We start from the raw sequence: 15,012 nt of genomic DNA on the forward strand, positions 1-15,012 counted from the left end.
CTATTCTAAATCGATGCGATCTAGTTCTTCCCGACTGGCGCTCATAATCGACTGAGGAACTGGGGGACAGCCTGCTTTGGTATTGCTTTGAGTGGGTTCGTTCATCTGGCTCTCCTGAGTTAAAATGTAATAATGGTAACAGTGTATATAATTATTTGATTTATGAATGGGAAATGAGGACTGTAACTTAGATACTATCTTTGATAAAGATTTCAGATCTATTCTCCCCTCCCTTGCGTCAAAGCGCAATTGAAATCGACATTAACTTATTATCGGCTCTCTCGTACTTATGGTGATAACGCAAGCTAATAATTTAGCACGATCGAGGGTTTGAACGTTCAGTCGTCAGATACTTAGTATCATCTGCTACTTTTAACACCAAGCATCGGGGAGAGCCGAGGAAAAAATTATGTGATTAGATGTTTGCATCGACACTGATGTCATGAATGCTGCACTGGGGCAAACGTAACAAGTCGCTTTAACTGACACATCAAGATGCGGCGGGGCTAAAATGTGGCGCGCCACATTTCTGGGGCAACTGTTCAATTAATGCGATGATATAAATGTGTGGCAATGCTCAGACTGACGATCGCCACCAATCAACAACCAATTTAGGCTAGAACTACCAGAAGGTTGCCAGCCTCTGCGCTCTCAAATCGGTTCTATAAAACCGACACATTTTTAATGACGATAATTTTAACCAACGACGACGGCATCGATGCTCCGGGCATTCAAGCACTTTTGCAAGCAGTAAGTGGCAAAACAATTATGGTGGCTCCGCAGGGGCAATTGTCCGGCTGCGGGCATCAAGTGACGGCTCACAGTCCGATTCATGTCGATCGGCGATCGTCCGTGGAATATGCTGTAGGGGGAACACCGGCCGATTGTGTCCGTATCGCTCTTCATCACGTTTGTGCGAAGCCGGATTTGGTGCTTTCGGGTATTAACGCGGGCGGCAATTTGGGGGTTGACGTTTATATTTCGGGTACGGTGGCGGCTGTGCGCGAAGCAGCGATGCACGGTATTCCGGGCATCGCAATTTCCCACCGGATTAAAAGGCCGCTCGAAATTGACTGGGATGTCGCTACTCGCTGGACATCGCGGGTGTTAGCAGATTTGCTCAACCGGGAACCCAAGTCTGGGTGTTTCTGGAATGTGAATTTGCCGCATTTAGCGCCGGGAAGTGCGGAACCGGAAATTGTGTTTTGCCAGCCTTCGACGCAGCCACTGCCTGTGGTTTACCGGGTGGAGGGAGAATACTTTTATTATGCCGGAGAGTATGGATCGCGCGATCGGGCGGCGGGGACTGATGTTGACGTGTGTTTTGAGGGTAATATTGCGGTGACTGAGATATCGCTGTGATAGATTTGATGGGATTTGATGGGATTGGGCGATCGAACTATCTTTTTTTTCAACCAAGTCTAAAAAAATGGTGTTAAATTCGATCGGCGACAGAATGTTTGATATTCATGGCTAAAAACAGATTTCATTATACTTTGGGTTTAGCACTGCATATTCCCTAGATATAATAAACCTGTTTTCGGATTATCCCAAAATAGGATATTTAAATCTGTTAAAAATCGATAGTAATGACAATTACACAAAATTAATCGCAATTCCGAGAGTGGCCGCTATCTCTACTTGCGGCCGTCCGTGCTACCATAATTTTTTTTGTCATCCTTCGGCTTAGCAACACCATCAGGTTGTTTCTTTGGCTTTTTGACTTCTTTGTTGCTTTTTCTTTCTTTTGACATGATTCTTCCTCAATTTTGACTCAGCATAACATAGATTGACACATTTGCCTAACTGCCAGTAGAGGGGGTGATTCTATACAGATATTACTCGCTGTTAGTTTTGTACCATCTGCACTATATTATCCGCTAGGTCTTGAACGAATCCCCTCTACCGTTAGGCATATCGATAAATTCCTTAGAAGTACAATTTCTGAAATTACTTTTCACCCGATCGACTAAAGGAAATATTGAAAAGCACGAGCAGAACTGCTGCGAGACTACCGAGAAAAATTCGGGCTGATTAAGCTGTTGTTCCACATCTAATTTTCCTGAAAAATGACAAGCGAATTTCTTCATGTGGTACCCGCCACGTGATTTATCCGTGGAATCAATCCAAAATCTAAAATCTAAAATCCTCACGCCCCCGAATTGATCTCGCGCAAGTCAATCCAAAATCTAAAATCTAAAATCTAAAATCGAATGACAGTAGATAAAATATGGAGCTATGACCATGCCAGCCTTCGCGACACCGGGCGCAAAAACAACAACAAATTTGCCGTCTCCGTTTAAAAAAAGCTGTTAGCCACAGTGGACAATAAGAATATTGATTTTAACTATTGATTAACACTTCGGACAGGGTTTGATGGCTTACCTACTGAGAATAATGGTTTCACGGATCTCAGTACGATCGCAACCCTTGCCCAAGCACACTAGAGGCTAAGTAAATCAAGGGTTTCAGGTTATGACCTCAAAACGATCGGGACTAGGGAAAAAGCACCAAGTATATGTATAAATATAAAGTTAATTGTCCGCTTTCAAGAAAGTGCGATCCAGTCCGCTCCTTTTGAGATAAAATACTTATAAAGAGTGTTTATTTCTAGATTAATTTCCGCTATAAGGAATGTGACCCGTATGGAAGTAACCGAGCTGCTCAAAGAATACGAAAATGGAAACAGAGACTTTGCTGACGCAAACCTCAGCGGAGCAAACCTCAGCGGAGCTATGTTAGTTGGCGTCAACCTTTCAAGGGCTAACCTGTCGGGAGCTAACCTGAGTCGGGCGCATCTCACCAAAGCAGAACTCAACGACGCAAACCTTTACAGGGCAAATCTGAGTTTTGCCAAAATGGGTCAAGCCAGACTAGCCGATGCAGAGCTGACAAAAGCCAATCTCAGCGGAGCTTTCCTCGTCAAAGCAAAACTGCCCAGGGCAAAGTTGAGTGGCGCCCAACTCATCGGTAGCAACCTGCGGATCGCCATCCTCTGGAACGCCAATTTGTGTACAGCCGACATGCAATTCATCAACCTGCGAGGCGCCAACCTCACGGGAGCCAACCTCAACTGGGCAAACTGCGGAGGGGCAAAACTCAGCGGTGCAAAGCTTTTTGGCGCTCAACTAACAGGCATCTATCTCAGCAAAGCTTATATCAATGGCATCGACCTGAGCAGGACGGATCTCAATGGCGTCAACCTGAGTGAAGCCAAACTAAACGGGGTAAACCTGGAAGGCTCGAACTTGTTAGCTGCCAATCTCAGCGGGGCTCAGTTGCGGGGCGTCCAGTTGATGGGAGCAGATTTAACCAGGGCAAATCTGGTGGGGGTTTCTTTGGTGCAGGCAAACCTTGATTGGGCTAGGCTGTGCTATGCAGACTTGAGCGAAGCCGACTTGAGCGGCGCAAGTTTCACGGGAACCAACTTTGAGGGTACTCAGTTAGCCGGATCAACAATCCCCCCATCTTTGAGCAATGATGTCTACTTAACTGCAGCACGTGGTGTCGCAGCTTAGGCAAGGCCAAAAATTAATTTCGCATCCGAGTGTACGACTCTCGCATTGGTTTAACTTTTGATGCCGACATCATTACTTTTGTGAGAGTGTTGCACCGGCAAGAAATTTACTGATATTTGCGAGAGTTTGTAGCATCACAATTGATCTCACCCGATTAATTTCGCGACTCGCAAAGCAGAGGTAATGGCTCCTTCGTGCAAACCATCCCCCAAATAAGCTCCCGCATGATAAGTGTTGTTCTCGCCATTAGTCTCGATAACTTCATTTCGATATCGAAAAGACTCGACAGTGTACAGCGGCGTGTGATGTTTCTGAATGTGAATAATCTGCTTTTGGGCGATCGACTCCTGCAGTTGAAAAGCTAAACTGTACTCTCGTGGGGAGGAGATACCGCAAAGCTGATTCAAGCTCGCATTATATCCCCATCCCTTGTCCGTCTCGAAAAAATCAAATTCTGATAACTTGCGGATACCATAGCGATCGTACATCGATGTATCCGAATGCAGTACAGTGGTGGCATAATTGGCTTTCCACGCCGAAAACCGCTTCGTTTCCGCATCAGTCGGATCAGACAATAACCTCATCACTCGATCTGGTGGCATCGCAAAAACCACCTTCTCAAATTCCTGGATTTCCCCATCAGAAAGCACAATTTTTACAGCATTCGCACTTCTAAAAATATTGGCAATCTCCACATTTAGCCGTATATCGCCCTTAAATCGCTCCAAAATCTTTTCAATGTAAGAATACACCCCGCCTTTAATCCTCACCCAGTTGACAGAGCCATATTCGCGCAAAACAGGCATCGCTAATTCTGCCGGGAAATTGTCGAGCAATTCAAACGGTATCGAGTAGCTGTACATCGTCAGCAACTTCAGCCAATAATTGCGGATGCACGAACTTTTCAAACTCTGAGAAAGCGGCACATCGTAGAAATCATGCTGTTTAGCAAACCGCATTTTTAAAATAAATCCCGCCGAACGAGCGTAAAGACTATCAAGTCGCAAATACTCGATTAGGCGTTGGATTCCGGTGAAATTCTTTTGGATAGATACCGCAGACAAAAAGTGAGTGCCATCTTTAAAAAACAGCGCTGAACCAATCTGCACGGGTTCTAATTGCACCCCTAGATCCTGCATAAAAGCCACGAAATTGTAAAACACAGTGGGAAATTCCAGCACCCCATTTTCTAATATTTCATTGCACTCCGATTGGTTGGGTACAACATTTTTGTTCAGCGTCCGAATGTGTCCGCCTAAAATCGGCTGACTTTCCAACACAGTGACGTGATGTCCCTGTTTATCGAGCCAGTAGGCTGCTGCCATACCGCTCGCTCCGCCCCCAACAATTGCAATTCTCATAGTTCACTCCTAGATTGATAGGTTATACCATTGTGGATTTTGTATTTTCGATTTTTGATGAAATAATTGGGAATAATTGATGAAGCTCGTGGTCGGAATATTGCCTACGGTTGCATTCTTTTGACGAATTGTATTTGATAGCTATTACAACACTTACCTCTAAGGTTTATATGTAGGTACACACTGCAAACTGTACCGCTATTGATTAGTTGAATAGATATTAATTGAATGCCGATATTATCGGTACGAAACGGCAATCATCTATCCCTACAAATCTTGCCGGCGAGGGACAGGGCATTGCCGTTTCCTGACAGATATCAGCAAATTTTGGGTTTCGCAAAGCCTCAACCCAACCTACGAGATATCGCCGTTATTTAATTGGCATTGCTTAGCCTAAAATCGCATCGCCGGATAAACGTTGATAAAGCAGCGCCCCCGTCCAAAATGTCGGTGCAAAGCCTGGATAGCCCGAGGAGGCGTTGCAGAAATAGAAATTGTTGAGGGATGTTTCATGATTTAGCCGATCGACCCCCATGTTGCGGGGCGTCAGGCTGGAACCGTAGGAATTACCGTTAGGACACCAACAGAAGCGCTCGTTAGTCGTCGGACTTCCAGTAATATGAAACACCATGTGTTTGCGGAAATTCGGAACATAGTGTTTTTCAACTACATCTAAAATCGAGTCCAGAATCTCTTGTTTCTTCTGTCTGTAAGCTTTGCGATCGCTCTCCCAAAGCTGTTTAAAATAGCTGTAATTAGCAACAGTCAGAAATTCGACAATTTGACAATCTTCTGGACAATCCCGCCGCGCTTGGGTCAGTAAAGTTGGCGTTGTAATTGCAAAACTCGGACGAGAAAAATCATTTTGCTCATACATTTGAGCAAACGCTTCATTTAGATCCAAGTGTTCAGAATGAAACGTATTCCACTTGCCAAATCCATAGTCTCGGAGATCGATATCTTTGACAACGCAGTACACCATGTAGTTAGAGGCAGAATACTCATAGTTAAGTTTCCGCCGCACTGTTTTAGAGAACAGTTCCTCTCCAATCATTTTGGCCGCTCTTTTCGGGTCGAGGTTGCAAATCACCGTGTCGCCCGTGAATTCATGGGTTTGATTGGTGGTCAAATCCATCGCTTCAACACCAGTTACTGTTCTATTTATCACCCTAAAATTCGTGACTTCATGGTTTAGTAGAACTTTCCCCCCGTTGGATTCAATGACTTTAACTAAAGAATTGATAACATCTTCAAAATGCTGCGTCGGGTAAAATGCACCTTCTTGATAGCCTCTAAACAAGGCAATCCAAGCATAGAAAGAAAGCTGATTTGGAGGCAGCAAAAAGTCCGGCCATTGCAGGGCTAATAGGGTTTGGGCGGCTTGCGGGAGTTGGAACTTGTCGAAAACGTCCTGAAGTGTACTGTTGAGGTGTTGGACGGCACAGAATACGTCCCCGAAATTTTTGAGCAATTCAATTGGTTTGACGGGAGGAGCGAGTTTTCTTAGTCCTTCGCCGGTTTTCTCGACTTCGTTGACGAATTTGCGAATTCTCTCGCCCGCTTCGGGAAACAGCGCCGACAATCGGCGGATCAGTTCCTCTGGTTCCGAGGGAATATCCAGTGCATACCCAGGCATCCTCATGTGGTCGTAGCCATTCGGATCGTACCGCTCAAAGGTGACATCTCGATCGAGACCGAGTTTTTTGAGAACTCGATTGACTGTATGTCCTTCGCCGCAGTCCCAAACGTAGTGGAATTGGGCATTAAAGGTGTATTTTTTGGCCATCGTAAAGGTGTGACCAAAGCCTCCGGGATGTTCGTGAGCTTCGAGGATTTGTACGGTTTTGCCGGAGTTTGCCATCAAAGCTCCGAAAACCAGTGCTGATAAACCACTGCCGACGATGAGGTAATCTGTTTTCATGGTAAATTTCCTCGATCGATTGAATCGGGCGATCGTTATTTATTTAAACTAGCTCTCAATTCTGAGGAAATTCTGAAGAGGGCTTACCACGCTATTTGTGGGGTACGCACTGCGTACCTTACGCCTTTTTGGGCGGGCGGGACGCCCACCCCACAATAGTGTGAAGCATCTAAATTTAGGATCGCGAATTAAATAACTTACAATTTTAATTGTTATTGTGGGATGGGCGTCCCGCCCGTCCTTTTTGGGCGGGCTAGAAGCCCACCCCACAATAGTGTGAAGCATCTAAATTTTACAGTCAAGTTTGAGCAAATTCTTCTGGGGAGTAGGGGTTGGGCGTCCCGCCCACCCAAAAAATACAATTTAGGTGGGCTTACTTACAGCTTATTTGTGCGGTACAATCACATCAAAAAAAGCATCCTCCAAATCATAACCAAACATCTGCGACATCGCCATCAACTTCGATTTACTGGGGATTCCCTGCTGATTCAACCAATCAGTCAACACAAAAATTTTGCTCATCAAAAACATTTCTAAAGCTTCAGGATTATACTGAATACCTTGGGTGCGGTGGAACTGGTGCGGCACCAACATCGCCGCATAGCGCGCCAATTCTCCCGCTTTCCAATCCAGCAAAAATGGCAGCCAAGGATAACAAGCATCCAAGCGAATAAACCACAGCCGCACTTCGGGAATTTCCGAAATTTCTCGCGGATCTAACTCTTCGCGCGGATACTCAATTTCAAATTGTAGCTGTTGTTCGTTTTGGGCGATCGCTCCTTCGGCCAGCCACTTTTCGATCGCAGTCCGCACCGGAGACAAATCTAAACTGTTTATGCGATCGGCATCTATCGCTATCATAATACTCATAAAATGTCAACCTATGTTAGATTTTAGTTTGCTTCTACCGATGAATCCGGGGGAAAGAGACCCAATTGCTTGATTGTCAACTGGATAGCATTTAGTTATAATACCACCAGCCATAAACATTTTATAGCAGAAGCAAGAACGAAGGAGGAATAAGGAATAAAAAATAAGGAATAAGGCAAATGCAATAAAATCAATGTGTCAGCAATGGAAAATCCCCTAATTACCGAAAAAATTGCTATTAATCATTAATAAATCAACAAATCACCAAAACCGATCCCTATGTAGATCTAGGTGCTCATGCTATCCCAGTTCCCCAAGGTACTCACATTGGTTTAGGTGGATCATTTCACCACAAATAAAAATAAAAAGATATTCAAGATATGGAAAATTTATTATTTAAATTGCCTGAAATTATAGAAAAAATGAAACAGCTTTTTCTGGGAATTCCGACTGAGATTAGATCGGATTTTAGTGATTTAATCATAAAGCAATCTAACATAAATATTGAAACTTTAAAACAAGTGGAATCTATTTTGAAAACAAAACTTCCAGAATCTTTTCAACAAATTATTCTTCAATATGATTGCGGCAACCTAACATTAGGTGGAGTTTGGTTTGGTAATAAGGAAAATTATGCAGAATATCTTGTCAAAAATAATATAAAGCAAGAAACTGTTTTACGTTGGTGGGGAATTGGCGAACGTCCCTATAACTATTTATTAATAGCAGGTTCTGATGGATACGTGATTTTATTAAACACTGAGACTGCACAAATAATGGCTTATGCTAGATGGCAATCTTATCAAGACTCTAAATTAATAGCTTCGGATTTTACTATTTTTTTTCAAGCTGCTGCAACTATATACATACGAAGTAGAACTGGCGACAATAGTAAAGATATATTAATGAAAATTCCTGAAATTGTAGGCTCTACCACAGATAGTGAATTTTGGCATGAAATTATTTAGATGCCCGAAAACCTGAAAACATTATAGATTTTTTGCAAAAGATTGAAGCCAATTTCAAACTGATTCCCTATGCAGGCAAAGAAGATGACTATCTTCAAGAAATGTTACCTAAGATTGAGCTAATGGTACTAGAGCGATGCAATCAACTTTTGAGAACTCCTTAAATAGAAAATTTCCGGGGGATTGAGACGCGGCAGGTTTTGGAGACTTTTGTACGGGAAACTCATGTGCTGGTTGACCTTTATGCAGATGGGGAGGTAATTTCTACTACGGGAGAACATCCTTTCTGGATACCGGATAAAGGGTGGATTGAGGCGAAGGATTTAGTTGTTGGGTCGTTGTTGCAGACTGGAGATGGTCGGGTTGTTGAGGTCGATCGGGTTGAGAAGCGGGAAGGACCGTTTGAGGTTGACAATTTTAATGTTGAGGGTATCCCGACTTACTTTGTCTCGGAGTTGGGGGTGCTGGTTCATAATACTTGTGCTGGAGGTGGAGATCCAATCAGCCTTGATGAAGCCCTTGAAAGAGCTGAGCAGTTTCTGGAACCCGATGTACCAACGCGATTCATTGAAACTCCGACTGGTGTTCAAGCAATTCAAGAGTTTGCAAATACTACGGGTACAAGAGTCACACGACGTGTAGGTTTTGATGTAAATTCTAACACTCCTCATGTACAGCAGTTAGGATCGCATCTTAATCTTCAAACACAGTTTGACGGTGTTATTCAAGGGGGTGCTTTAGCAGATCCTCATATTCCAATTGACCCAACAACAATTACGCCAACAGATTACTAAATAAGGATGCAAGCTATGTATATTTTATTTGATGGTAATTGGAACGAACCAGAAATACAAATATCTGATTCGGCAAGCGGTCTAAGCAAACTGGGAACGCTTTTCCTTGGAATTAGTCAAGATTTAACTATTCATGCAGAGCAAGTAAAGTCCAAGTTTTATCCTGAAAACTTGGAAGCCATTTCAATAAAGTTATTACCAATGGAAAGTCCGGGGGGAAAAAGTTTAATTAAAATTTGTATCACTAATAATCGTCTGATTTTTGAAGGTTCTAAATCTGCTTTTAATATACTGGGTAGGTCATTGGTAAATTTCTTCCCTCATGATAGTAAAAAAGGTGACCATTTTCACCTAGACGATGTGGGAGGAAATTCTTTATTAGCACCTCCTAATTATTCCCTAATATTTGCGTGTACAGGTTAAATTAGTTAGTGTAATTGCTCTACTCGCCAGTACCAACTACCCAAGAGCATCAAATTTTAACTATCGCAATCCTAAATGAGTCATAAATTTTTTACCCACCCCAACCCTCCCCGAAGCCGCGGGGAGGGAGTAAGAAATTCACAAATGATTTAGGATTGCTATATCTACAAGCTCAAAGCATAAGATTTATAATCCGATGCACTTTTAAAACTCCCCCGCGACGGCATCAACATCGTCGCTCAATCGAACGCCATCACCTTCATCGAATCTCTGAGCGCACAACCTTTAGAAGACACCAAAATTCCCGCTGTTATCCGCAAATACTTTGAAGCACTACCCCGCACAGACTACCAAACTTTAAGCATCTATCCCACAAGCTTCGTCACCTTTGAAGAGAGAGATGAAAATGCAGCCTCGGAGTACATTACCTCGGCTTTACTCTCGAAGGACACTTGGTCTGATGTTGGGAAAACTCCGGTAAAAGCTGCTGTTAATTTAGTCTACGCCTGGGAACGGGGAGAACCCTAATTGAGCGTTACCGAAGCTTTGTTGCAGCTACAAGATGCCGACCAAACTCCGGGTTTATGAAGTACAGTTTAATTTTCCTGTTAATATACTGGCTTTAGTGTACTCTATAACCTAGAATATCCTGTAAATAATTACCCATTTTTCCCAAACTTGCTATCCTGCAAAGAATTACCAATCCCCTGGATAATTCCCCGCCCTATCAAACCAATTCCCCGCCCTATAACCTGAGTTAAAACGTAAACAACGCCAGCACCCAACAGCGAAATAACTGCGCGAACTCTAGGTGCGATCGCATCCCTGGTTTCCAGCAGCAAAGTCAAGGCTAACTGCCACCCAGACAACTGTGCTAACTCTAGATTTCTAGGAGCATAAATAGAAATTCTCTTAATTCCTGAATCGCCCAAAACAAACAGCCAAAACCTGCTTTCAAAAATAGCTTTCGGTTCCACAAAATATCTATCCCAGCTATATCTCCAGGACAAATCATTGCGAAATCTCTCAATTTCTCGCGTCGAAATCAACTTTCCATCGTAAAAAATTTGCTTGATTTCTTCAATATTTGCCAAATTATTTAGTAGAGGCTGTACCACTCCGCTAGCAACTTGAATTGCCAAATTTTCTAACAAAGCTTCAGCTCGCTGCATCGCTTCCGGGCTGCCAGCAACACAAGAAACATTGTCAACTGTGAGAGGAGTTTCAAATAGCAAATGTGCAAAAAAATCAACAGTCATCGGTATTTTGTCAAGGATTTCGGCTGCAACTACATCAGCATCTGCTAGCAACTGCGGTACAACTTCTACGCCGCTGCCTGCCCAGATATCAGCAGCGCTTTCCCCTTGACTTTCTCCCAGTGTCAAGCTGGTTTGACTGCCATCAAAAACCATATTTTCTTCCGTTTGCAGTGTATAGTATCTGCCAAAAAAATCTATGATTGTCGCCTGCCACAAATCCCGTAAAATAGCAGGCATTTTTTGCGACAATTGAGTTTCCTGCACTTGCGAAAAGCGCAATTCCTCCAGCAAATCCTTTAACTTCCGCAGGATGGAAGTCATCAATTCACGCTTTTTGGTCGATCGCAAAATATCGATTTCCAAAGGCAAGCCAGTCAAATTCACCAAATCAAACTGCAATTTAGCTGCCGCCGAGTCAAACAAGCTACCTTGCCAATTAGTTGCAACCACCAAAGATCCCGCCAAAACTTGGGACTTCGCTAATTGCGATTGAGAATTCTTTAACAAATTCTCGCCTCTAATTTCTTCTTTCTCCCCTCTGCCTTCTTTCCTCTGCTTTCTGCCTTCTGCCTTCTCCCCTTTCCCTTCAAATAATAACTGACTGACTATCCAGCGAGCTGCGAGCAATTCCCTGCGGCGCCCGCTGAGTACAACCCCATCTAAAATAGAGGGCAAATCTGTCGGTTCGGCGGATCTGATCTCTTGCAAATCAGCTTGAACAACCGCCAAAGTTGCATCTATTTCGCGCAGTCCAGAGAGGCACAAATGAGCCAGCATTTTTTTGTGTACTGGCGTATCAACTGTCGAATTCTCTGCATTTTTATCTACAATTACTGCGGATTTTTCTACTGTTTGAACCACCGCTGCGTTTAGTTCTATTTCCGAGTTAGCTCTCGCATCCGGCGCCCAATAAGTGCAACCAGACGCCACAGCGCGAATAGCTTCGATTGTCAGGGAAATATCTCTACCTTTAGGACAATAGCCATTCGCGCCCGTCGCCTGTAACTCCGCCAACAGATCCGGTGTCAGCTGCCCGCCTAGCAGCAACAGAGGCAGGTTGGGGTACAAACTTTTGAGTTGGCGACAAAATGCCACCGCCTCTATTTGACCCGATCGCAAATTTAGGGTCTCAACAGCCAAAATTACCAAATCTGCGGGCTTCTTGGCTGCTCCAGAGTCGAGCGAGCGAGTTTCTAGAACTCGCAAAGCCTCGGTTGGGGTTGAAACCTCTGCAACAACTTGCAAGTCTGGATACTGCTCGCAAGCGATTCGCAGCCCCAGCCGGAAAATGGGGTCGCCTTCGATCGTCAGCACTTGGAAATTACTCACTTGATTTTAGTTTTGAGATTTTAGAGAGCGATCGCGCGAAAACCCAATTACTCCGGGAGCAAATTAGCATCAGGAGGCCCAACCGATTCAGGAATCGAGGGTGGCGCCGGTTCTGGAGCTGGAGCCGGAGGAGCCGGTTCCGGAGCCGGGGCCGGCGCCTCTTCTCTCGCGGGTGGATAGTAAGGTTCCGGCTCCGGAGCGGGTGGATAGTAAGGTTCCGGTTCCGGCTCTCTCGCAGGCGGATAGTAAGGTTCCGGCTCCGGAGCGGGTGGATAGTAAGGTTCCGGTTCCGGCTCTCTCGCAGGCGGATAGTAAGGTTCTGGCTCTGGCGCGTACTCCTCCTGTCGCGGAGCTGGCGCGTACTCCTCTGCTGGAGCTGGCGCGTACTCCTCTGCTGGAGCTGGCGCGTACTCGCGAGCGGGCTCCGGCGCGTACTCGCGAGCGGGTTCCGGCGGGGGCGCACTGTTGGCTCTGAGTTCAGCACTCCAGCGCCCGATCGCACCTGCCGCCTCTGAATACAGCGCCCTACCGTAACCGATTTGGGAAGCAGTATCGATCGCCGCTCCTAGACTGCCTTGAGATGCCAATTCCGCAGCGCGATCTAGAATCGGTCTGTCTTGAGCCACTTGCAGTTCGCTCACCCACTGATAGACATTATCCTGAGCTTTCGCGTACAAAATCCTACCGCTCTTAATTGCCGAAGCTTTTTCAATAGCAGCACTAAGTTTTCCTTGCTTCGCCAGGGCGATCGCTTCATCCAAAAAAGGCTGATCTTGAATAACTTCTATGCGTTTCGTCCACTCAGCCAAGAGAGTTTGCGCTTCTATTCTGCGGGGCCGGTTTTGAGCAACCAGGACTAACTGAGCCATGCCGCCCTTGAGTCCTTCAACCGTTTGCGTTTCTGCCAACTGCTTCGCCAGAGTCAGAAAAGATTGGTCTTCTATCCGCTGAATTTCTCGGCGCCAAGCAGCCACCAAAGTTTGAGCGTGAATCCGCCGCGGCTGATTGATTCCGATAGTTTGCGCTTGCTCGATCGCGAGTCCAAACGTCCCTATGTGACCGAAACTCGCGATCGTGCTGGCCACTTGCAGACGCAGCAAATCTTGAAACTGCACCTGCAAACTTTCAATTTGAACTTGAGCTTGCTTATACAGAGGGCGACCCGGAGCTATTTGGCTCGCCGCCCCCTTCCCTTCCAGCAAGCTAAAAATGTGTTGCGGCAGCGGAGTTGATATCGACTGGTTCCACGTCACTGCCTGAGCCCTACCCAACTGCATCAAATCTTGAGCTTCCGCAAACAGCGGGGAATCCTGCGGCACAACTGAAGCAGCCTCGATCGCCCCCGGCAAATCTTTCGCCCCCAACCGCTTAGTCGCCATTGCCAGCAAAGTCCGGCTCCAGCCCTCAATTTCCTTCTCAGCTTTAGCGCGGGCAAAAAGCTGCGAGTCTATTTTTCGAGCTAGGACGATCGCCTCAGCGAACTTTTGCGGAGTCTCGTCCTTCGCCAAATCTCTAGCCTCTTGCAAGCGCTGCCAGCCGTTTCTTTCCAAAGAAATCTGCCCTATCAGCTCGTTGTAACGCTTCTGACTCCAGAAAATATTTTCCAGCTTGAACAAAGCTTGAGCATAATCCCAAGCCTTCCTTAAATCCTCACTTTTCAAAGCTGCTAGGGCTGTATCGTAGAGTTTTTGGCCCTCCTGCCAATTTTTTTCCCAAGCAGTCACAGCCTCTTCTACTTCGGGGTAAGACCGACTGGTTTTCGGAATTTTCGCCACAATCTCCAGAGCACCTTTCAAATCGCCCCTCTCAATTTTTGCCCTGGCAAATCCCAGAATGGCCTTCGACCATTCCCCTATCAAATGTTGACCTTGCGAGTATAGCGGATGTTCTTTCGGCCAAGCCTGCACCAATGCCATTGCCGATTCTAGCTGTTCTAGCTTGCCCGACTTAGCAGCTTGCTGAGCGCAGTAAAGTCGCTCTCCGTCCGCCGCCAGCGGCGACAGTTGCTGGCAATTGGGCGGTGGAGGCATCGTCAGCAACCACAGAAATGCAGCGGCCCCCGTTACTCCAAATCCCACCAGGAGACTCAGCCAGATAAGCTGCCACTGCCAAAAAGTTCTTTTTCCTTCGGTCGGCGCAGCCGTTACGAAGGAACTCGCATCGCCTGTCGCCTCTGCACTGAACTGTGCCGTCGGTTTAGGGGATGGGTTGTATTGCGGTGGTGTGTGGAATTGGTCAGATTGTCGTCTCGCCATTACTTCAGCCTGTCCTGTAATGCGCTCTAGAATGTGACACTCCTACATCAAATCTATAGATTGTGATGTGGGCTTCTGACTCCTGTTAAGGAGATCGAGAACTTCCTTCAAGGTACTGGCAATCTTTCCCTCTACGGCGTTTTATAGTGAGGTTTGTGTCTGGCCCCACTGGTTGCTTCCGAGTATTTTATGCTCTCGAAGCACGTAAATCATACCAGTTATCAAACATTTATTGACATATTCCGGGGCAGTTTAGCAGAAAAAACAGTATAAAGCCCGTCAGTCTAGCAATTTTAGATTTTAGATTTTAGATT

General features: G+C 45.4%; 10 protein-coding genes. 5 read left to right on the forward strand and 5 right to left on the reverse strand.

Annotated features, from left to right (window positions below):
• Positions 1-684 precede the first annotated feature (684 nt).
• Positions 685-1,362: a 5'/3'-nucleotidase SurE gene (surE, locus tag QT973_RS02970; protein WP_333261815.1), complete on the forward strand. Its 678-nt coding sequence runs from the start codon at positions 685-687 to the stop codon at positions 1,360-1,362.
• 1,283 nt (positions 1,363-2,645) lie between these two features.
• Entirely contained in the window at positions 2,646-3,518 is an 873-nt protein-coding gene (locus tag QT973_RS02975) for a pentapeptide repeat-containing protein (RefSeq protein WP_333056290.1), read from the forward strand.
• A 146-nt stretch (positions 3,519-3,664) separates the two neighbouring features.
• On the opposite strand, the gene QT973_RS02980 is transcribed toward QT973_RS02975, so the two are convergent.
• The 3 genes from QT973_RS02980 to QT973_RS02990 form a co-directional block, all read right to left on the reverse strand.
• On the reverse strand, positions 3,665-4,879 hold the full coding sequence (locus tag QT973_RS02980) for an FAD-dependent oxidoreductase (RefSeq protein ID WP_333390556.1): 1,215 nt from the start codon (positions 4,877-4,879) through the stop codon (positions 3,665-3,667).
• A 388-nt stretch (positions 4,880-5,267) separates the two neighbouring features.
• The gene (locus QT973_RS02985; protein WP_333390559.1) at positions 5,268-6,800 is read right to left on the reverse strand and encodes an NAD(P)/FAD-dependent oxidoreductase; all 1,533 of its coding nucleotides are present in this window, start codon (positions 6,798-6,800) and stop codon (positions 5,268-5,270) included.
• 384 nt (positions 6,801-7,184) lie between these two features.
• Positions 7,185-7,670: a CRR6 family NdhI maturation factor gene (locus QT973_RS02990; RefSeq protein ID WP_333390562.1), complete on the reverse strand. Its 486-nt coding sequence runs from the start codon at positions 7,668-7,670 to the stop codon at positions 7,185-7,187.
• 380 nt (positions 7,671-8,050) lie between these two features.
• Between QT973_RS02990 and QT973_RS02995 the strand changes: the two genes are divergently transcribed.
• From QT973_RS02995 to QT973_RS03005, 3 genes are all read left to right on the forward strand, one after another.
• Positions 8,051-8,638, forward strand: a complete 588-nt coding sequence (locus QT973_RS02995) for an SMI1/KNR4 family protein (RefSeq protein ID WP_333056296.1) — start codon at positions 8,051-8,053, stop codon at positions 8,636-8,638.
• 200 nt (positions 8,639-8,838) lie between these two features.
• Entirely contained in the window at positions 8,839-9,432 is a 594-nt protein-coding gene (locus tag QT973_RS03000) for a Hint domain-containing protein (protein WP_333056297.1), read from the forward strand.
• Between the two features lie 6 nt (positions 9,433-9,438).
• A complete protein-coding gene (locus QT973_RS03005) occupies positions 9,439-9,855 on the forward strand; it encodes a hypothetical protein (protein WP_333056298.1) in 417 nt (138 codons plus the stop codon).
• A 659-nt stretch (positions 9,856-10,514) separates the two neighbouring features.
• Here QT973_RS03005 and QT973_RS03010 read toward each other — a convergent pair.
• Positions 10,515-12,443: a DUF3685 domain-containing protein gene (locus tag QT973_RS03010; protein ID WP_333231916.1), complete on the reverse strand. Its 1,929-nt coding sequence runs from the start codon at positions 12,441-12,443 to the stop codon at positions 10,515-10,517.
• Positions 12,444-12,490: 47 nt separating this feature from the next.
• A complete protein-coding gene (locus tag QT973_RS03015) occupies positions 12,491-14,698 on the reverse strand; it encodes a hypothetical protein (protein WP_333056301.1) in 2,208 nt (735 codons plus the stop codon).
• Between the last annotated feature and the right edge of the window lie 314 nt (positions 14,699-15,012).

Source organism: Microcoleus sp. Z1_A1, assembly GCF_036700305.1.
Taxonomy (GTDB): Bacteria; Cyanobacteriota; Cyanobacteriia; order Cyanobacteriales; family Microcoleaceae; genus Microcoleus.